Source organism: Cohnella caldifontis (assembly GCF_029360585.1).
In the GTDB taxonomy this organism is placed as follows: domain Bacteria; phylum Bacillota; class Bacilli; order Paenibacillales; family Paenibacillaceae; genus Cohnella; species Cohnella caldifontis.
In genome coordinates this window covers 22812-41969 of sequence record NZ_JAQZSJ010000012.1, presented here as the reverse complement: position 1 = coordinate 41969, position 19158 = coordinate 22812, and the positions used below count along the sequence as shown (strand labels likewise).

General features: G+C 59.4%; 17 protein-coding genes and 1 riboswitch. Of the genes, 14 read left to right on the top strand and 3 right to left on the bottom strand.

All coding sequences use genetic code 11. The annotated features are described in order from the left end of the window. Positions 1-20 precede the first annotated feature (20 nt). Together PTZ19_RS16650 and PTZ19_RS16645 are read right to left on the bottom strand one after the other, a co-directional pair. Positions 21-1286 (bottom strand): hypothetical protein, encoded by a 1266-nt coding sequence (locus PTZ19_RS16650; protein ID WP_276356205.1) that lies wholly within the window; start codon positions 1284-1286, stop codon positions 21-23. 194 nt (positions 1287-1480) lie between these two features. Further along, complete coding sequence (locus tag PTZ19_RS16645) at positions 1481-2335, bottom strand: aldo/keto reductase (protein ID WP_276356204.1); 855 nt, start codon at positions 2333-2335, stop codon at positions 1481-1483. A 240-nt stretch (positions 2336-2575) separates the two neighbouring features. Here PTZ19_RS16645 and PTZ19_RS16640 point away from each other — a divergent pair, with 240 nt between their 5' ends. From PTZ19_RS16640 to PTZ19_RS16605, 8 genes are all read left to right on the top strand, one after another. After that, complete coding sequence (locus PTZ19_RS16640) at positions 2576-3703, top strand: Gfo/Idh/MocA family protein (protein ID WP_276356203.1); 1128 nt, start codon at positions 2576-2578, stop codon at positions 3701-3703. Beyond that, positions 3700-4779: a Gfo/Idh/MocA family protein gene (locus tag PTZ19_RS16635; RefSeq protein ID WP_276356202.1), complete on the top strand. Its 1080-nt coding sequence runs from the start codon at positions 3700-3702 to the stop codon at positions 4777-4779. The genes PTZ19_RS16640 and PTZ19_RS16635 overlap by 4 nt, the downstream gene beginning before the upstream one ends. A gap of 15 nt (positions 4780-4794) precedes the next feature. Then, on the top strand, positions 4795-5646 hold the full coding sequence (locus tag PTZ19_RS16630) for a sugar phosphate isomerase/epimerase family protein (RefSeq protein ID WP_276356288.1): 852 nt from the start codon (positions 4795-4797) through the stop codon (positions 5644-5646). Between the two features lie 35 nt (positions 5647-5681). Next, entirely contained in the window at positions 5682-6527 is an 846-nt protein-coding gene (locus PTZ19_RS16625) for a helix-turn-helix transcriptional regulator (RefSeq protein ID WP_276356201.1), read from the top strand. Between the two features lie 169 nt (positions 6528-6696). Further along, a riboswitch (cyclic di-GMP riboswitch) is annotated at positions 6697-6785 on the top strand. A gap of 150 nt (positions 6786-6935) precedes the next feature. Continuing rightward, positions 6936-7370: a class I SAM-dependent methyltransferase gene (locus PTZ19_RS16620; RefSeq protein WP_276356200.1), complete on the top strand. Its 435-nt coding sequence runs from the start codon at positions 6936-6938 to the stop codon at positions 7368-7370. Between the two features lie 117 nt (positions 7371-7487). Then, positions 7488-7916: a MarR family winged helix-turn-helix transcriptional regulator gene (locus PTZ19_RS16615; protein ID WP_276356199.1), complete on the top strand. Its 429-nt coding sequence runs from the start codon at positions 7488-7490 to the stop codon at positions 7914-7916. Positions 7917-7971: 55 nt separating this feature from the next. Next, positions 7972-9240, top strand: a complete 1269-nt coding sequence (locus PTZ19_RS16610) for an MFS transporter (RefSeq protein WP_276356198.1) — start codon at positions 7972-7974, stop codon at positions 9238-9240. Positions 9241-9918: 678 nt separating this feature from the next. Further along, positions 9919-11490, top strand: a complete 1572-nt coding sequence (locus tag PTZ19_RS16605) for a methyl-accepting chemotaxis protein (protein ID WP_276356197.1) — start codon at positions 9919-9921, stop codon at positions 11488-11490. 23 nt (positions 11491-11513) lie between these two features. Here the strand turns inward: PTZ19_RS16605 and PTZ19_RS16600 are convergent, their stop codons facing one another. Then, positions 11514-12416 carry an aldo/keto reductase gene (locus PTZ19_RS16600; RefSeq protein ID WP_276356196.1) on the bottom strand — a complete coding sequence of 301 codons (903 nt, stop codon included), beginning with the start codon at positions 12414-12416 and terminating at the stop codon, positions 11514-11516. A 183-nt stretch (positions 12417-12599) separates the two neighbouring features. Between PTZ19_RS16600 and PTZ19_RS16595 the strand changes: the two genes are divergently transcribed. The 6 genes from PTZ19_RS16595 (at position 12600) to PTZ19_RS16570 (ending at position 19137) form a co-directional block, all read left to right on the top strand. Further along, entirely contained in the window at positions 12600-13526 is a 927-nt protein-coding gene (locus tag PTZ19_RS16595; protein ID WP_276356195.1) for a carbohydrate ABC transporter permease, read from the top strand. 19 nt (positions 13527-13545) lie between these two features. Then, positions 13546-14376 carry a carbohydrate ABC transporter permease gene (locus PTZ19_RS16590; protein ID WP_276356194.1) on the top strand — a complete coding sequence of 277 codons (831 nt, stop codon included), beginning with the start codon at positions 13546-13548 and terminating at the stop codon, positions 14374-14376. A gap of 117 nt (positions 14377-14493) precedes the next feature. Next, positions 14494-15519: an ABC transporter substrate-binding protein gene (locus tag PTZ19_RS16585; protein ID WP_276356193.1), complete on the top strand. Its 1026-nt coding sequence runs from the start codon at positions 14494-14496 to the stop codon at positions 15517-15519. A 53-nt stretch (positions 15520-15572) separates the two neighbouring features. Next, positions 15573-15851 (top strand): hypothetical protein, encoded by a 279-nt coding sequence (locus tag PTZ19_RS16580; RefSeq protein WP_276356192.1) that lies wholly within the window; start codon positions 15573-15575, stop codon positions 15849-15851. A gap of 74 nt (positions 15852-15925) precedes the next feature. Beyond that, a complete protein-coding gene (locus PTZ19_RS16575; protein WP_276356191.1) occupies positions 15926-17599 on the top strand; it encodes a sensor histidine kinase in 1674 nt (557 codons plus the stop codon). Next, the gene (locus tag PTZ19_RS16570) at positions 17596-19137 is read left to right on the top strand and encodes a response regulator (RefSeq protein ID WP_276356190.1); all 1542 of its coding nucleotides are present in this window, start codon (positions 17596-17598) and stop codon (positions 19135-19137) included. Before PTZ19_RS16575 ends, PTZ19_RS16570 begins: the two co-directional genes overlap by 4 nt. The last annotated feature ends 21 nt before the right edge of the window (positions 19138-19158 follow it).

The following is a 19158-nucleotide window of genomic DNA, read 5'->3' as shown; positions in this document are numbered from 1 at the left end:
TTGGCCGTTTAGGCCGTGCGCTATTTTTTGACGCCCGGCCTCTTCACCCATTCATCCGCGCCGAGTCCATGGAAGCGGTACCAGACGGTGCCGTCGGGAGCGGTCCATTTTTCGAAAGCCGTGACGGTTTGCGGTTTGTAGAAGCCCTTCGCATGAACCCGGAACGGGCTGTTCGGGTAGTCGTAATATTCGTCCGTTTGGGTTAGTTGAACTTTCTCTGCTGTCGGTACCGTGCCGACCGGCCGTTCGAGCAGGGCTTGCTGCGGATTGACCCACACGTCCCCGCGATCCGGCGTGTGAATATGCACCCAATCCTCTGAAGCTTCAAAGGCCTCGTAGGAGCCCGCCTTCAGCGGTTCCTTGCCGACTTGCGGGTTCCCCGCAGGGAAGGGATAGGTTTCGGTGATGATTTTCGTCGGGGCGAGCATCGGCTCGCTGTACGTTTTGGCGTCCGTTTTCAGCTCAAGCTTCTCGTTCAGGACGCGATAGTCGGTCCAAACCGGATGCTGCGGAACGATCCAGCGGTCGCCTTGAGGCAGCCGGATTTTCAGCCAATGCACCTCTCCGGGGCCGATACCGGCCGTCCACCGGGCGAGCGATTGCACGACCTGCGGCTCCGCGCTTTCCGCTTGATCCTGGATGGCGAACGGGTACGGATAAGCCGTTTCTGGCCCCGTCAGCTTGACCGTGCCCAGGAAAGGCTTCTCCTGCACGAGCTCCGGAGCCTTCGGGTTCCGCAGCCATTGAGGGCCGTCGGCGGTATCCGCGCGATACCACTTTTCACCTGACATCATGATCAGGCTCATGGCGTCGGTGAAATGGACCGGTTGAAACTCGAACGCGGCCGTGACATGGATCATCTGCGGTTCGATCGTTCGATCGGAAGCGAGTCGGCCGTCGGGCCGGTCATATAAAGTCTCCGCCGCGATCAGCGTCAGGGTCCGGTCCTCGGCTTCGTATTTCCCGCTTGTCATCGTCTCCGCGTCCAAACGGATCCATTTGTCCCCGATCCAAGTTTCGACTTTCAGCCATTGGATGTCGTATTCCCAGTCGAAATCGCGGTTCGTGCCGGTATCCGCTCCGACCACCTTCACGAACTGACCGGCCGACAAAGCGGCAAAAGGCTTCGACGATGCGGACGGCGCGGCGTACAAATCCGTCTTCTGCAGGAGATATACGTACGCAGGTACTCGCGACATGGCGGCGGTCGACTTCGGCCCCGCGATCGCTCCGCCGCAAAGAATCAGCATGACCAGCGAAACGGCGATCAAACGCTGCTTGTTCAATCCCTTCCCTCCCCCGGAACACTACCTCTCAATAGTGACGCCCAGAAAAAGGAAATGTTGCGATTGCTGCCGGCCGGTAGAGGGAGAAACTCCCCCTGCAACATCCCCTGCGTTCCACGGATAAACAAAAGAGCCGCCCCGCAGGTCCACCAGACCCACGGGCAGCTCTTCGTCTTATCCGGAATGCCGCCGAATCAGAAGTTGAAGTTATCCGGATCGGCGCCCACGCGCTCGTTGCGGTTCAACTCGTCGATCGCCTTCATGTCCTCCGCGCTCAGCTCGAAATCGAAAATGCTCGCGTTCTCGACGATGCGCGGCTCGCGGATCGATTTCGGGATCGTCACGATGCCGCTTTGCAGGTCCCAGCGGAGCACGATTTGCGCGGGCGTTTTACCGTACTTGCCGGCGATGGACCGGATGACCGGATCTTCCAGCACGCGGCCTTGGCCCAGCGGGGACCAGGCTTCGATTTGAATCCCTTTGCCGCGCGTATACTCGCGAAGCTCGGCCTGGGACAAATACGGGTGAAGCTCGACTTGGTCGACGGCCGGGACCACCTTGGCTTCCGCCAGGACATCCTCCAGATGATGCTTATGGAAATTGCTGACCCCGATCGCCCGGACTTTGCCGGACTCGTAGATGTTCTCGAGCGCTTTCCACGTCTCGACGTATTTCCCCTTAACCGGCCAATGGACCAGGTACAAGTCCAAATATTCGAGACCGAGTTTCTTCAGGCTGACGTCGAACGCGTCCAGCGTCGTCTGGTAGCCTTGGTCGGAGTTCCAGACTTTGGAGGTGACGAAGAGGTCCTCCCGGGAGACGCCGTACTCGCGGATCGACTCGGCGATCGCTTGTCCGACGCCTTCCTCGTTCTTGTAGACGGCGGCGGTGTCGATGCTGCGGTAGCCGTGCTTGATCGCGGCTTTGACGGAATCGATCACTTCGCGGCCTTCCTGTACTTTGAACACCCCGAGACCGAACCAGGGCATTTGGACGCCGTTGTTCAGGGTGACGCGATCTTGCAGACGGGCGGGTACGGATGGATTCATGGGATGCTGCAGCTCCTCTCGCGGCGGATTTTCAAAAATGCCTGTTGCTTGCGCGCCCCCATTATAAACCAACCGGAGGTTCCATTCCAAACCGCGGCTTTTCTGTGCAATGAGAGTCAAATTTTAGACGGAATGAGGTAAGTGCAATCAAGATCAAATCCCGGTCGATCGGCTACAATGGGAGCAACGACATGCGGGCCGCCGAAATCTGCGCAGCCCGCGGCGGAAGGGAGACGCGAAATGGAACCGGTTCGCATTGGCGTCATCGGACTTGGCAACATGGGTTTAGGACACGCGAAGTATTTGAGCAAGGGAGAAGTGGAAGGCGCCGTACTGACGGCGGTTTGCGACGGCGTGCCGGAGCGGCTCAGCCGGGTCGCCGGCGAATGCGGCCCCGGAGTGGCCGCCTACGAAAGCGCATCCGACCTGCTCTCGTCGGGCAAGGTGGACGGCGTGCTGATCTGCACGCCGCATTACAGCCATCCTGCGCTGGCGATCGAAGCGTTCCGGCACGGGCTGCACGTGCTGGTCGAGAAGCCCGCGGGCGTCTACACGCGCCAAGTGCGCGAAATGAACGAAGCGGCGGCCGCCTCGGGCCGCGTCTACGGCATCATGTACAACCAGAGGACCAATCCGATGTACTGCAAGCTGCGGGACTTGATCCAATCGGGCGAGCTGGGCGAGATCCGGCGGCTCAACTGGATCATCACGGATTGGTACCGGCCGCAATTTTACTATAATTCGGGGGGCTGGCGGGCGACTTGGGCCGGCGAAGGCGGCGGCGTTCTGCTCAACCAGGCGCCCCACCAGCTGGACCTGTGGCAATGGACGACCGGCATGATGCCGACGCGGATCCGCGCCTTCTGCGCCTTCGGGAAACACCGCGACATCGAAGTGGAGAACGAAGTGACGGCTTTCGCCGAATACGCGAACGGGGCTACCGCCGTGTTCATTACTTCCACTTGCGAAACACCTGGCACGAACCGCTTCGAGGTGACGGGCGACCGCGGCAAAATCGTCATCGAAGGGGGCCGGATGTCCTTCTGGCAACTGGACGTGCCGGAGTCGGAGTTCAACCGCACGACCCGCGAGGGCTTCGCCCATCCCGGCAAACGGCTGGTCGAGATCGAGCTCGAGCCCGGGGAAGGGGAACAGCATGCCGGCATCACGCGGGATTGGGTCCGGGCGATCCGGGAAGGCACGCCGCTCCTGGCCCCGGGCGAAGAGGGCATCCACGGGCTGACGCTGTCCAACGCCATGCTGCTGTCGACGTGGACGGACGATTGGGTGGAGCTGCCGCTGGACGAAGAACGGTTCCATCGCATGCTTGAGCATCGAATCCGGAACTCCAGGGCGGCGAAGGCATGAGCCGGAAAGACGGCATGAACTACGCCCCCCAAGGGAAGCCGAGTCCCGTCGTGAGCCCGGGAGAGTTCGCGTTCGCGGCGGTCAATCTGGACCATGGGCATATTTACGGCATGACGAACGGCTTGATCGAAGCGGGAGCGACGGTCAAATGGGTGTACGACCCCGATCCGCAGAAGGTGTCGGGTTTCCTCAAGGCGTACCCGGCCGCCCGGCCGGCCGAATCGCTGGAACAGGTGCTGCAGGATCCCGAAATCCGCCTCGTGGCGGCGGCGGCGATCCCGAACGAGCGGGGGCCGCTCGGCGTCCGGGTCATGGAGCACGGCAAAGATTATTTCACGGACAAGACGCCGTTCACGACCCTGTCCCAACTCGCGGCGGCGAGAGAAGCGTGCGATAGGACCGGACGGCGATATTTCGTCTACTATAGCGAGCGGCTGCACGTGGAAAGCGCGATCCACGCGGGCCATCTGGTCCATAGCGGCGCCATCGGGCGCGTCGTGCAGGTGCTTGGCCTCGGGCCGCACCGGCTGAACGCCCCGTCCCGGCCGGCTTGGTTTTTCGAAAAGGAACGATACGGCGGCATTCTTTGCGACATCGGGAGCCATCAGATCGAGCAGTTTCTATTCTACGCGGGTTGCCGGGATGCCCGGGTGCTGCACAGCAAGGTCGGCAATTTCCGCAACCCGCAATATCCGGAGCTAGAGGACTACGGGGATGCGACGCTGCTGGGAGAGGGCGGGGCGACGATGTATTTCCGCGTGGACTGGCTGACGCCGGACGGACTCTCCACTTGGGGGGACGGAAGGACGGTCATCCTGGGCACGGAAGGTTATATCGAGCTGCGGAAATACGTGGATATCGCGCGGGAGCCGGAAGGCGACCAGTTGTACCTGGTGAACGGCGAGGGAGAGACGCGCCTTGCGCTGCGCGGCCAAGTCGGGTATCCGTTCTTCGGGGATCTGATCCTGGACGTGTTGAACCGGACGGAGCGGGCCATGACGCAGGCGCACATTTTCAAGGCGGCCGAATTATGCCTGCTGGCCCAGGAACAGGCGATTCGAATCGAAGGAGCGTGAACGAACATGGGAGAGATCAAGCTGTCCGTATTCACGGTGGCGACCCCCGACATGGGGCCGGGCGAATTGGCGGCGGCCGCGCGGAAGGCGGGACTTCACGGCATCGAGTGGCGTTGCCAGGACGTGCCGGAGAACCGGAGGAACGAAGCGCCGTCTTTCTGGGGCAACAACCGCTGTTCGATTCCGACGCGATGGGAGGAGGCCGACCTGGCGGCTTTCCGCGAAGCCGCGGCCGGCAGCGGAATGGAGTCGATCGCCGTCGTGCCTTATTTGAAACCCGGAGACTTTGAAGCGCTGGAACGCGTGCTCAAAGCGGCCCGGTATCTGGGGGCGAAAATGATCCGCCTGGGCGTGCACGGCTATGACCGCTCGCGGCCGTTTCCCGAGTTGTTCGCCGATCAGAAGACGTATCTGAAGCGGGCGGAGGAGCTCTGCGGGTCGTATGGCGTGAAAGGCATCATCGAGATCCATCACGGCACCATCGCGGCCAGCGCGTCCGCCGCCTATCGGCTGGTCGAGGATCGCGACCCGGATCGGATCGGCGTCTTGTTCGATCCCGGCAACATGGTGTACGAAGGGTACGAGAATCACCGGATGGGCCTGGAGCTGCTGGGACCTTATCTCGCGCACGTGCACGTGAAAAACGCCCAATGGACCCGATCCGGCGAGACGCGGGAAGACGGCTTCGACCGCTGGTTATGCGGTTGGGCGGGGTTGACCCGTGGCATCGTCGACTGGCCGCAGGTCGTCGCCGATCTGAAAGCCGTCGGTTATAATGGGTACATCGGCGTCGAGGATTTCAGCGGCGAGTTTGAGTCCGGGGAGATGCTCGCGAACTTCTCGGCCGTCATGAATCGGCTGCTGTAACGGAACGGCAGGGAACCGGGAGGGGAGATGGCGGGATGGCGTCGGTCCGGGGAACGGATTATTTGGACTTCGGCTATCGGAACGGCGGACCGGTCGAGGAGATTTTCCACACCCACTCCCGGTACGAAATCTATTATTTTCACGAGGGAATCTGCAATTATTTGATCGGGGACCGGATCTACAGCCTGTCGCCCGGCGACCTCATTCTCATGAACGGCATGACCTTGCACCGGCCGAAGGTCGACAAGCGCCGCCCGTATATCCGGACCGTCATCCATTTTCATCCTTCGGCGGTGAAGCCGTTCTTGGAACTTCCGCAGGCCGTTCCGATCCTGGAGCCTTTCCGGACGCTGGCCAATTTCCGGCTCTCTTTGGAAGGGCGGGAGCGGGAGCAAGTCGAACGGCTTCTGCACGCGATGCACGAACGGAAGCATGCGGGCGGTCCGGCTGCGAACAGCCGGGTGCTTCTGGCCTTCGCCGATCTGCTTCACGTCATCTACGAGTTGTGCCTGCAGCCTTTGGGCAGCCGGCAGGAGTTCTCTTCGGAAAAGGAGCGCACGGTCCAGCAGATCGTCACGTACGTGGAAGAACGGTACATGGAGGATCTCGACATGGACCGCCTGCAGGACGATCTGCACGTCAGCAAATATTATTTATCCCGGTTGTTCAAGGAAGTGACGGGGGTCACGATATTCGAATTCCTCTACCGGCGGCGGATCAACGAGGCGAAAATCCTGTTTCTGCTCGACCCCGCGCTTTCCGTGACCGAAGTTTGCTTCCGGACCGGCTTTAAGCATTTGGCCCATTTCAGCCGATTGTTCAAGAAACAGGTCGGGCTTACGCCCGAAAAATACCGCCGAAGCATGCGGGAACAGGCCTGAAGAAACGCGGGCCGAACGATTGCGGCTGCCGATTTTCGGCAGCCTGTTGCTTGTTTTTGAACGCCATGGATCCAAGATGGTCAGAAAATGTTTAGGTTTTGACGTTAAAATATTCCTTGTTAAAACCCACTATTTTACAGTATATTAATTGTGTACTCCAACCGAATAGGATCGATAAAGGCAAACCCACTGAAAAGTGGCGACGCAAAGCTATAGGGGCTAATGCGGAATCATCCGCAATGCCAGCCAGTTGCCGACGGAAGACTCCGTCTATCTTTTCATGGGATGACGGGGTTTTTTATTTGTTCAAAATTACAATAATTACCATATTTCTCTGTTGAACGGATGATGAAAGGAGGTGAAAAACGTAGCTACAAAGAGCATTCATTCTTACACCGGAGGGGTATTATGGGCTTCGTGCCGAAGCACGGAAAAGAGTTCGAACGTCAGGAACGGCCATCGAGGAGATTCAACGATTACAAGGGGGAATTGGAGGAGGTTAACGTCAAAAACGGCGCTTTCGTGCTGGATGCCGGGTGCGGATCGGGCGTCGTCAGCCGATACTTGGCCGAACGGTTTCCGGCTTCCTGGGTGATCGCTTGCGACGAGAACGCCGCTCTTATTGAAACGGCGCGGAATTCAGCCCAAAAGATTCCGAATCTTTTTTATGAGGAGCAGGATCTCCGTCGATTGAAGTACCCGGATGGGCATTTCGATCTCATCGTGTCCCGTCATGTTCTCTATCGCCGGGATCCGGATAGCCTGAAACGAATCCTCTCCGAGTTCGCGAGAATCCTTACGCCCGACGGCAAACTTGTCGTTATCGAAACGGACGGCGGGTAAGGAGCCCGGAGACACCGCCGGTCAAGGCGGCGTCTTCTTTTTTCTAAATTATGGTTGACAGCTGCGTTGCGATCCGTTATATTTTCGTTGTACATACAAAATAAAAAGGTGATCCCTATGGCGGACGAGAGCTTTCTGCATAATTGCTTGTTCTTCACGGCGAACCGTTTAAGCCGGGCCATTACGAAAATCGCGGAAGAAGAGTTCGCGGAGACCGGCCTGTCGCCTATGTACGGATACTTGATCCGGCTGGCGATCGGGACGCCCGGCATCTCCCAGAAAGAATTGGCCGAGAAGCTGTCCGTCGCCCCGTCCACGCTTACCCGGTTCGTCGACAAACTGGAAGCGCGGAAATTGGTCGAACGCCGGGTGTCGGGGAAAACCGTGCAGGTGTACCCGACCGACAAGGCGAGGGGAATGGAAGAAGCGATCCGCCGGGCCTCGCGCAAGCTGCATGACCGGTATGATGCCATTCTGGGCGAAGAATCGTCCACGGCCTTAACGGAAACCGTCTTGAAGGCAAGCCGCCGATTGGAGCAGAGTTGAATCTGCTCTCCGCCTTTAATTTTGTATGTACAACTAACGGTTGGGGGAATATGGCATGCGCACGAATGGGAAAACCAAGTGGCATTACGGTTGGGTCGTCGTCGCGGTGACGTTCGCGACGATGCTGGTATCCGCGGGGATCCGATCCATGCCGAGCATTCTGATGCTGCCTTTCGAAGAGGAATTCGGATGGAGCCGGGGAGGGATCTCCAGCGTCGTGTCCGTCGGGATTTTCCTGTACGGCCTAACGGGCCCGTTCTCGGCATCCCTGCTGCAGAAGTTCGGAGTCCGCCGCGTCACCGTGATTTCCTTGGCCGTATTGGGTGCCAGCCTGGCGCTGACGCCGTTCATGAAATCCTTATGGCAATTCGATTTGTTGTGGGGCCTTGTTTCCGGTCTGGCTACCGGGATGATGGCGAACGTGCTCGGCGTTACGATCGCGGGTAACTGGTTTTCCGAGCGCAGGGGGCTCGTTGTCGGGATGCTGACGGCCAGCGCGGCGACCGGGCAACTGCTCTTCCTGCCGCTGCTGGCGAAGATCATTTCGGTCGCGGGCTGGCGATATTCCATTTATGTCGCCGCTGCCGCGGTCGCGATCGTGCTGGCTGCCGTGGCGATCTGGATGCGGAACCACCCATCGGACATCGGCGCGGCCCCATACGGCTCCGATCAACCGGTCCAACCCGTCGAGTTCAAAGGAAATTTATTCCTGACTCCGTTGAAAGCATTGCTATCGGCGACAAGGAATTCCACGTTCTGGCTGCTCTCGGGAACGTTCTTCTTCTGCGGGGTTTCCACCAACGGCTTGATCGGCACGCATCTGATCCCCGCCTGCGGCGATTACGGCATCACGGAAGTGGTGGCGGCCGGCCTGCTCGCGTTCATGGGGCTGTTCGACCTCGTCGGCACCACGATGTCGGGCTGGCTGTCCGACCGATTCGACAGCCGCAAGCTTCTGTTCTGGTATTACGGTTTGAGAGGGGTATCTCTGATTTTCCTGCCCTATGCCCTGAATGCCGGTCCTTCGATGTTGGTCGTGTTCTCGGTATTCTACGGCCTTGATTGGCTCGCGACGGTGCCTCCCACGGTCAAGCTGTCGATCCGGGTATTCGGTAAGGAAAAGGCGGGCATGATTTTCGGCTGGTTTGTCGTCGCGCATCAAGTCGGGGCCTCCATGGCGGCATACGCGGCGGGCGTTACGAGGGAATGGCTCGGCAGTTACAGCGTGCCGTTCGTAGTTGCCGGCCTGACGTGCCTGCTCGCCGCCTTGATGGCGCTGAGGATCGCCAAAGCTCGAGCGGCCGCTCCCGCCGTACAGGCATGAGGAACCGCGGAAACAACGTCGTGCGCCATTCCGGCGCGAAGCGTTGCCGGGTCTCCCTGGCGCGCGCAGGAGAACCTTCCCTGGCGTTGCTGCGGGAAAGCGGCGAATCTCTGCCGTACGATTGTAATGAGGTCGTTAGCTGAAATCTCAAGTCCCGGTCTCCGGGACTTTTTTCTGCGATTGATCGTTTTCGCATACAAGGTCGTGGGGATCGGTCGCGATCAGGCTAAGGGACACGGCGGACGTTATCGGGGGTTTTCCTCGACCTATCGTATCCTAACGGACACAGATGCACTTATGGAGTAAAAAATCTGCCGGTTAACCGCGATGCGGAACGGTTAAAGTCTGTGGTGTCCGTTACGATTTGAAAAACATCGAATTTGCTCAAATAACGGCCGTGGTGTCCGTCATGATCGGCAGAGGGCGATTCATCCGTCTATCTATGGGTCAGCCGCAGTTTTTCGGCCGCCAAATTCCTTAACGCGGCACCACAGAGGCGAATCCGAGAAGCTCCGATCGCCCCGCCCTCCTCCCCGCAATAAGATTTGCGGAAACGCGCAATAAATTTTCGGTTACATGGGAAGCGCTCTCGTCTTATGATGAGCATAGTTCGACATAACTAGACAAAAATTTCGTTTATACGACAAAAGTCCCACGCGCGAAAGGGAGAGTCCGCCCATGAAAATGTCAACGTTGCTGAAGGTAACCGGCGTTTCCTTTGTCGTCTTGGCCGTTCTCGTCATGGCTTGCGTTTGGCGTCTGCAATCCGAATACCAACACCTGCGGCGCGCGGTCGACGAACAGGCCGAATTCAAGCAGCTCGGCATCGATTTGGCGGACGCCTCGGATTATTTGACGGATCAGGCCCGAAGATACGTGCAGTACGGCGAGAAAGTCTATTTGGATAACTACAACCGGGAAGTGAACGAGACGAAAACGCGCGACCATGTCGTGGAGAAACTCCAGGATCTCGGCGCTCCCCGAGACGAACTCGACCTGATCCAATTGTCCAAGAACAATTCCGACGCGCTGATCGCCACGGAAACCGCTGCCTTCCAAGCGGTTGCCGACAATGACTTCGAAACCGCGCGAAAGCTCATGTTCGACGAGAACTACGACAAAAACAAGAAGGTCATCATGGACCCGATCCGCCAGTTTCAACAGCTCATGAACGACCGGGCGCAGCGGGAAACGGATCAAGCCGAAGCCCGATTCGCCCTCTATCTGCGGCTGACGATCATCCTCATGGCCATCGTCGCGGCCAGCATGCTCGCGTCCGTCGCCTTGCTATTCAAGAAACTGAAACCCCTTCATCTCGTGGTGGAGAAACTGCGCGAATTGGCCGACAACCGAGGCGACTTGACGATGAGATTGGCGATCGCGGGCAAAGACGAGGTGGCCGAACTGGCCGGCAGTTTCAACCGAATGCTGGACAACTACCAGAGCTTCGTCCGCAACATTTTCCGGTCCGTCCATAACGTGTCCGCGGCCGTCCAAGAAATCTCCGCGACCACGGAAGAAATCTCGGGCGGCAGCCAGTCCCAGGCGGCGGCCGCCCTGCACATGAACGATATGCTGAAACAATTGGCGGCCGGAATCGACAACGTGTCTTCCGGCGCGGAACAAGCTTCGGAGCTGTCCGTCAAGGCAACCCGGGAAGCGGTGGACGGCGGCAAAGTGATCCAAGGCTCGATCGGCGCTATGGAGAAGCTCAGCCGTCAGATGGAATTGCTGAAGAGGGACTCCGGACAAGTCGGCGAAATCATCGAAGTGATCGACGAAATCGCGGAACAGACGAATTTGCTGGCGCTTAACGCGGCCATCGAGGCCGCGCGGGCGGGGGAGCAAGGGCGCGGCTTCGCGGTCGTCGCCGACGAAGTGCGCAAGCTGGCCGAACGCAGCGGCGAAGCCACCAAGCAAATCACGGCGATTATTAAAGGGATGCAGGAGAACATGCTTCAGAGCGCCAAGGCGGTAGACGACGGAGTCGCCGCTTCCAGGCAATCCGGGGAAGCCTTCGAGAACATCGTGGGCATGGTGAACGAATCCGCGCGCAAAGCGTCCGAGATCGCGGCGGCCGCCGAGCAGCAAACCGTGCAGTCGGCCCACGTGCTGAAGGCGGTGGAGTCGATCGCGGCGGCCAGCGAGCAATCCGCGGCCGCGACGGAAGAGACGGCGGCGACGACGCAATCGCTCGCCCAGATGGCGGAGGAACTCAGCCTCTCCGTCAGCGCGTTTAAAATCGATTAGTCCGAGTCCCGGCCCCCGCCGATTCAGCGGTGATCCGCGTACAAGTTCGCTTTGCTGATCGCCCGGACGGCCGCGATCTCCGTTTCGGAGAGCGGCGGCAGCTCGGCGGCGTCCAAGTTGTGTTCGAGCTGTTCCAGCGAGCTGGCGCCCGGGATGACCGCGGCCACGGCCGGATGCGACAGCGAATAACGGATGGCCAATTGCGCCAAACTCCGCTCCGGCGTCACTAAACTCCGGAGCTTTTCCCGTATTTCGACCAGTTCATCCACGCCGTAATCCAGGTAGCCTTTCTCCACCGTCCGCCCTTCGGCCAACCGTCCGCTGGCGACCGGACCGCGCGCGATGACGCCGATGCCGCGCTCCTGCAGCAGCGGCAGCACCGTTTCCTCCGCCCGGCGGTCCAAGATGCCGTATGGGTTCATCACGCTGACGATGGACGACCGCTTGGCGTATTCCCGGATTACGTTCGGCCGGATGGAGGAAATCCCGTAATGGCGGATCAGCCCTTCTTGCTTGAGCTGCTCGAACGCCTCGATCGTCTCGTCGATCGGATCGTCGATCGTTCCCCCGTGCAGCTGATAGAGGTCGATATAATCGGTTTGCAGCCGGCGCAGGCTGTCCCGGACCGCCGACAGGATGTATGCCTTGGAAGGATCCCATACCCAGCCCTCCTGCCCGGGAATCCGCCGGTTGCCCACCTTCGTCGCGAGGATCACGCGATCCCGCCGTCCCCGGATCGCTTTGCCCACCAGTTCCTCGTTACGCCCCGCGTCATACAGGTCCGCCGTATCCAGCAGGTTGACTCCGCGGTCCAGCGCCCGGTGGATGATCGACGCCGCCCGGCTCTCCTCCGTCCCGAGCGACATGCAGCCGAGGCCGATTTCCCCGACGAGGAGGTCCGAGCCTCCCAGCTTGTTTATGTTCACGTTCCCGCACTTCCTTTCGCCTTCCGTTTCCATTACCGTACATCAGAATCGGACGATTTTACAAATAAGAGCGGTGATTGTTCTATTCCTTCCGCCTTCCTCCGGGTCCATAATGACACCGAGGCCTTAAGCGGGGAGCGTTTGACGCCGAGCCGTCAAACTCCCGATCGAAGGAGGATGGAGATGGAGACCGTGTTGAAAGGCGCGGAGAGCAAACGAAGACGAGCCTACTCCCTGGAACGGCTGGAGAGGCGGGCCGGCATCTTATTCGCGCTTCCGGCGCTGGTCGGATTCCTGCTGTTTATTTTGCTTCCGATGGTTTGCGTGTTCCTGCTCAGCCTGTACAAAGTGGACCTGATGACGAACACGTTCGAATTCAAGCATTTCCAATACTATGACAAAATGCTGCACGACCCCGATTTCTGGAAGAGCGTGCGGAACACGTTGGTGTACCTCGTGATCTACGTGCCGGTCACGCTGGCGCTGGGGCTCGGGATGGCGCTCGTGCTGAACGCCAAAATGAAAGCCCGCGGCGTGATCCGGACGTTCTTCATCATTCCGTACATCACCACCTACGTGGCCACGCTCGTCGTCTGGAACGTGTTCCTGCACCCGACCGAAGGCCCCGTGAACACCTTGCTCATGAGCCTCGGCGTCGAGAAGCCGCCGCAATACATGGTGGACACGCACTGGGCTTTGCCCATCCTGGCTTTGATCGGCTCCTGGAAAGACGTCGGCTACCACTGCATCCTGTTTCTGGCGGCCCTGCAGGGCGTATCCAAGGACTACCTGGAAGCGGCCGAAATCGACGGGGCGGGACGCTTCCGGCGGTTCCGGCACATTACGTTCCCCTTGATCTCGCCGACTTCGTTCTTCCTGCTGCTGATCACGATGATCGGCGGGCTGCAGGCGTTCTATCAAATGGCGCTGCTGACCAAAGGGGGGCCTGCGTTCAGCACGACCACCATGACCTATCATATTTACCGGTCCGCGTTCGAATTCTACAACTTCTCGTACGCCTCCGCGGTCGGCATGTTCCTGTTCCTGATGACGCTGGTGCTGATCGGGGTCAACTGGTTCGGACAGAAAAAATGGGTCTTCTATCAATGAGAGAAAGGAGGAGCGTACCGTGCCGCTCAGTTCCAATGCCCGATTGACGATCCGCTCCGCGATCTTCCTGCTGGTCGGGCTGATCTTCATCACGCCGCTGCTTTGGATGTTATCGACTTCGCTGAAATTCGAAAACCAGGTATTCGAGCGGCCTTTCGTGTTTCTTCATGTCCATTCGGTGAACTGGAGCAACTATTCGCACATTCTGACCGAGACCGATTTTCCGGTCTGGCTCTGGAACTCCGTATTCGTCGTGGTCGTCTCGGTCGCGTTCCGCCTCCTGCTGGCGGCGCTCGGCGGGTACGCCTTCGGTTACCTGAAATTCCGCGGGTCGGACGCCATATTCTTCTGTTTCCTTGTTACGCTGTTCATTCCCTATCAGCTGACGCTGCTGCCGCAATTCATCTCGTTCCGGTTCATCGGACTCTTGGACACGCATTGGGCGCTCATCATTCCCAATATCGTCGACGTCCTGTCCATTTTCCTGATGCGGCAATTTTTCCTCTCGTTCCCGAAGGAACTGATCCACGCCGCCTACATGGAAGGCTCGGGCATCTTCCGCTCCTTCGCGCGGGTGGCGATGCCGCTGGCCCGGACGCCCGTCCTGACGCTCGGTTTGCTCAGCTTTTTCATGATTTGGGACCAATATTACCAGCCGTTGATCTTCCTGCATTCCAAAGAACTGTATACAATACCGATGGGACTCCAAAGCTTCCAGACGCAGTTCGGCAAGCAATACGCGATGCAGATGGCGCTGGCCTGCCTGGCGATCATCCCGGTGCTGGGCGTGTTCCTGGCGCTGCAGAAGCAGTTCATCGAGAGCATCGTGTCTTCGGGACTCAAGGGCTGAATCCGCCAAAACCCGTACGATTTTACAAAGAAAAAAAGCGTTTCGTCCATGGGAGAGAATCCGCTCCCGGTTCATAATGAAACCGGTAACGACACAACCATTGGGGAGGTTTCAAAATTGTTCAAAAAATGGGGGCTTCTCGCAACCTCGGCCGTCATGGCGTTCGCGCTGGCGGGCTGCGGGGGAAAAAGCGGCAGCGAGTCCGGCGGCGGTTCCGCCTCCTCGCCCGCGTCGTCCGCGTCGTCTTCGGCGCCGGCTTCGGATGCCGGTTCCGGGGAAACGGTCACGCTCAAGTTCCTGAACATTTCCGAATACCTGGATTCCGCCGAGTTCAAGGCGTTCCTCGAGCGCTTCGAGGCGAAATACCCGAACATCAAGGTCGATCCGATCTCCGTCCCGCACGAGCAGTACATCAACAAGCGCAACATTATGCTGGCGAGCGGCGAGCAAGTGGACTTGCTCTGGGGCAACGGGGTCGAACAGTTCGACGCGATCAACAAAGGCTTCCTGATGCCGCTGGACGACGCGGCCAAAGAAGCCGGCATCGACATGAGCAAGGACTTCGGCGACTTCAAGCCGGATAAGGACGGGAAGTACTACCGCTTCCCGATCCAGCAGAACAACTGGATGCTGTACTACAACAAGAAAGCGTTCGACGACGCGGGCGTTCCGTATCCGGATCCGAAAGTGCCGATGACGTGGGACGAGATGGCCGACGTCGCGCAGAAGATCACGAACACGAGCGGCAAAGACAAAGTGTACGGCATGTTCTACAACAACTGGGGCATGTACTTCTACGGCTACGGCAGCCAGCTCAACAACGGCAAATTCTATACCGACGACGGCAAAGCCAACATCAACGCGCCCGAGTTCAAGCGCAGCCTGGAATGGATGAACGACGTCATGAACGTCAAGAAAGCGGCGATGCCGATCGCGGAATTCATCCAGAACAACACCGACTTCCTCTCCTATTGGAACGGCGGATACGGCATGGTCGTCGGCGCCCAATGGTATGCCCAGCTGGCGGCGACCAAGAAGGACAAGTTCCCGCGCGACTGGAAAGCGGGCATCGCCCCGATGCCGGTTCCGAAGGAAATGGCCGGCAAGCACATGAACTGGTCCAGCATCGACTCGCTCGCGTGATTTTGGCGCAAGAATACGTTTCCGATTATACGTTGAGCACGGGCGCCCTGCCCATGTATACTAAGGTCAACAAGGACAAGTATTACGAGGATCTCGCGAACGCGCTCAAGGACGACGGCATCACCCTGGAGCAGGTGACGTATCTGTTCGGCGGCGACCCGAACGTCATCAACGTGGAGGAGAAGCCCGTGCTGGGCGCGCCGCAGGAATACGAGTCGACGTTCCTCGACATCATCAGCCAGTATTACACCGGCGCGAAGACGGTGGACGAAGTGCTGAACGAAGTCAAGGAGAAGGTCGACGCGGCGATCGAAGAGCAGAAAAACCAATAAGCGCGAGTATGGCCGGCTAAGCCCATCGACCCGATGGGCCTAGCTTTTTCTATTCGGAAGGGGACGGGACGCCGATGAAATGGATCGTCAAGCGGTACACGGGGCCGAAATCCGTGCAGCGGAGAATCATTGTCCTGCTCGTGGCCATTTTCATTCCGCTGAACCTGATCCTGTACGCCGCCTACCATCTGACCGAGCGCACCATGGTGAACAAGGTGAACGAGATCAACCGGATCAAGTCGGAGCAGACCTCTTCCCGCGTACGCGATTTGTTCCAGCGCGCGTTCATGTCGACCAACAATTTCATCGGCGACCAGGCGTTCATCTCGGCCCTTCAAAATAAAGACCCCTACAGCATCGAGAAAAACTCGACTTACCTGCAGGCGATCGAACGGCTGCAGTACACGTTCTTCCTGAACGAGAAATACGCGGTCGTGGTGCAGGACAACTACGGGGGCGTGTTCGAATCCAATCCGTCCCGTCTGGGATGGAAGAAGGGCGAGCTGAAAAGGGATATTTTGAAAGCGGTTCATTGGGACGGCCACGATTTCTTCGACAGCTACCAATGGAACGTGCTGAGCCCGGGCAGTCCCCGCGAGACGGTCATCGTGCTGAGCCGCTGGATTTTCAGCCCCGTGACGGCGAACAAGCGGGGGATCGTCTCCCTGGTCATCCCGCTGGCCAATTTGTCGGACGTGCTCAAAAGCGACACCGGCTCGTACGAGATCCGGGACGAGAACGGCCGGTTGATTTACGCGAACAACTCCTCCGGATCCGCGTCCGGGAAGCCGGCGCCGGGACTTCAGGCGTTTCCGCTCACCCCCGCGCCCTGGACGATCTACCAGACGGACTCGACGGAAGTGATCCGCAGCGAGCTTCGGTACTTCCAGCTCACGTTGTTCGGCGCCATTGTCGTCATTCTGGTCATTTTCATCGCCTCCTCCACCTTCGTCATGCGCACGGTCGGCCGCGTGTTCCACCAAATCCGCCTGATGTCCAAGCGCTTGGCGAATCCGTCGATCGATCTGTCCGCGCCCGTGCATGCGGATAAGCATTTGGCGGAGTTGTCGGAGCTGCTTCAGCAGCTCATGCACAACCTCGAAATTTCCCGGAGCAACCTGGAGTGGGCGGCGGCGGAGAAACGGAACTTGGAGATGCAGATGCTGCAGCAGCAGATGAATCCCCATTTTCTGCTCAACACGCTGAATACGATCCGCTTTCTGGCCGAGCGGTCCAACCAGCCGAAGATCGGCTCGCTCGTGTTGTCGCTGTCCTATTTGCTGCGCCAGCAGCTTTACCGGAAGGAAGGGTATTGGTCGCTGCGGGAGGAGCGGGATTACCTGCTGCAGTACGTGGAAATTCAGCGGGCCCGGTTCGGAGAGAATATCGCGGTCCGGATGGATTTCGAGGAGGGGCTGCTGGATTTGCCCATTCTCCGTATGCTGGTGCAGCCGCTGGTCGAGAATTGCTTCGAGCACGGGTTCAGCGGAAAGGCGAGCGGAACGATCCGCATCACCGCCGAGCGATACCGGGAGGGCGTCCGGCTGACCGTGGCGGACGACGGGATCGGGTTCGGCCTCGCCGCGCAGCCGTCCGGCGGGACCCGGAAGTCGATCGGCCTGGGCAACATCCGCGAACGCTTGCGGTTGCACTACGGCGAAGAAGCCGCTTTGGAGATTTCCGGAGCGGTTCCCTCCGGCACCGCCGTCATCCTGTACATCCCCGAGCTGAAAGGTGAAGCCGCATGAACGTGATGGTCGTAGACGACGAATACGGAATCCGCAGCCACCTGGCGTCCATGATCCGCGGGTTCGGCGATCTCAACGTCCGCGAGGCCGCGAACGGGCTAGAGGCGCTGGCGCAGATGGAGGAATCCCCCGCGGAAATCGTCCTGACGGACATCCGGATGCCGGTGATGGACGGCATGGAGCTGCTCCGCCGGAGCCGCGCGCGGTTTCCGGAAACCTGGTTCATCGTGCTCAGCAACTTCGCCGAATTCGAGTTGGCGCAGCAGGCCCTCGTATACGGCGCCCGGAACTATTTGCTGAAGGCGACGATTACCCCGGACCAGGTGGAGGAAGAAGTCCGCCGGGCCGTCCTCCATCATGAGAAATCGAAAGATTCGGCCGCCGGGCTCAATCCGAACGAATGGCTGATGGTCCAGAACTCGCTGTTCTCCGAGCGGCTGGAAGGGCACGTCCAGAATGCCGAGCTGCTGCGCCGAGCCGAACGGTTTCATGTTCCCGTCTTCCTGGAGGGGAGATTCGACGCGCCCTCCAAGTTCGCGGCGATGGAAATCGAGCGGTTCTCCGATTGGACGCGAAGCAAATTCGGCGGGCAGGCGGATCTGGCCGTGTACGCGCTGTCCAACGTTCTGAGGGAGACGGTGAAGCGCTGGAACGGGAGCAACGAGCTGTTCCACTTGGGGCAGAACCGGTTCGTCCTGCTGGATTTGGGCGAGACGGACGACGCCGGGCACGCCCGCAAGATCGCCGAGGCGCGGGAGGCGGCGCAGCATTACCTGGGTCTTGCGGCGTCGTTCCTGATCCACTGCGATTTCGCCGGACTGGACGGCTTCTTCGAACGGGTGCTCGCGGCCCGCGGGCAGATGGACCTTTTCTTCTACGAGACGGACGCGTGCGTCATGGATGCCCGGGAGGCGCGGAATCCCGCGGCGGACCTGGACCTGTTCTCGTTTTTCGAATCCGTGGAGGGCGGCGGGGACGGTGGGTTGCAGGCGTCCGGCCTTCCCGGTCTCGTCGAGACTTATTTCGAGCTGCTGCGGAATTTGCGCCGGCCGTCTTCCTCCGCCCAGAGCGACGTCCGGACGCTGATCCGGTTCATCGAGAAGGGCGGATATGCCGTGCCGTCGGCCTTGAAATCGGACATCGACCGGTTGTCAGCTTGCCGGCTGTCGGACTTTAAGGAGCCGTTCGCCAGATGGCTGAGGGAAATGGGCGGCGTGTCCCGGCAGCGCGAGGAAATCGCCAAGGCGCTGGCGTTCATCCACGAACGGTATGCGGAGAAAATCACGCTCGAGGACATTTGCGGCCACGTGAACTTGAGCCGCTCGCACCTGTCCAAGCTGTTCAAGGACCGGCAAGGCGTTTCGGTCATGGAGTATTTGGAGGCTTTCCGGCTGCGGCAAGCCCGGCTGCTTCTGCGCACGACCAGACGTCCGATCGCCGAGATCGCGGAGCGGGTCGGCGTCGACGACGTGTTCTACTTCAGCAAATTGTACAAGAAGCATTTCGGGATCAATCCGAGCAAGGATCGGGAAATTTGAGCCGAAGCTCAACCTCTTCCG

What these genes read in the sequence shown, in the direction of transcription:
- PTZ19_RS16645 (WP_276356204.1), bottom strand. Translation starts at nt 2,335, where the DNA reads ATGAATCCATCCGTACCCGCCCGTCTGCAAGATCGCGTCACCCTGAAC.
- PTZ19_RS16640 (WP_276356203.1), top strand. Translation starts at nt 2,576, where the DNA reads ATGGAACCGGTTCGCATTGGCGTCATCGGACTTGGCAACATGGGTTTA.
- PTZ19_RS16635 (WP_276356202.1), top strand. Translation starts at nt 3,700, where the DNA reads ATGAGCCGGAAAGACGGCATGAACTACGCCCCCCAAGGGAAGCCGAGT.
- PTZ19_RS16625 (WP_276356201.1), top strand. Translation starts at nt 5,682, where the DNA reads ATGGCGTCGGTCCGGGGAACGGATTATTTGGACTTCGGCTATCGGAAC.
- PTZ19_RS16620 (WP_276356200.1), top strand. Translation starts at nt 6,936, where the DNA reads ATGGGCTTCGTGCCGAAGCACGGAAAAGAGTTCGAACGTCAGGAACGG.
- PTZ19_RS16615 (WP_276356199.1), top strand. Translation starts at nt 7,488, where the DNA reads ATGGCGGACGAGAGCTTTCTGCATAATTGCTTGTTCTTCACGGCGAAC.
- PTZ19_RS16610 (WP_276356198.1), top strand. Translation starts at nt 7,972, where the DNA reads ATGCGCACGAATGGGAAAACCAAGTGGCATTACGGTTGGGTCGTCGTC.
- PTZ19_RS16605 (WP_276356197.1), top strand. Translation starts at nt 9,919, where the DNA reads ATGAAAATGTCAACGTTGCTGAAGGTAACCGGCGTTTCCTTTGTCGTC.
- PTZ19_RS16595 (WP_276356195.1), top strand. Translation starts at nt 12,600, where the DNA reads ATGGAGACCGTGTTGAAAGGCGCGGAGAGCAAACGAAGACGAGCCTAC.
- PTZ19_RS16580 (WP_276356192.1), top strand. Translation starts at nt 15,573, where the DNA reads ATGTATACTAAGGTCAACAAGGACAAGTATTACGAGGATCTCGCGAAC.
- PTZ19_RS16575 (WP_276356191.1), top strand. Translation starts at nt 15,926, where the DNA reads ATGAAATGGATCGTCAAGCGGTACACGGGGCCGAAATCCGTGCAGCGG.
- PTZ19_RS16570 (WP_276356190.1), top strand. Translation starts at nt 17,596, where the DNA reads ATGAACGTGATGGTCGTAGACGACGAATACGGAATCCGCAGCCACCTG.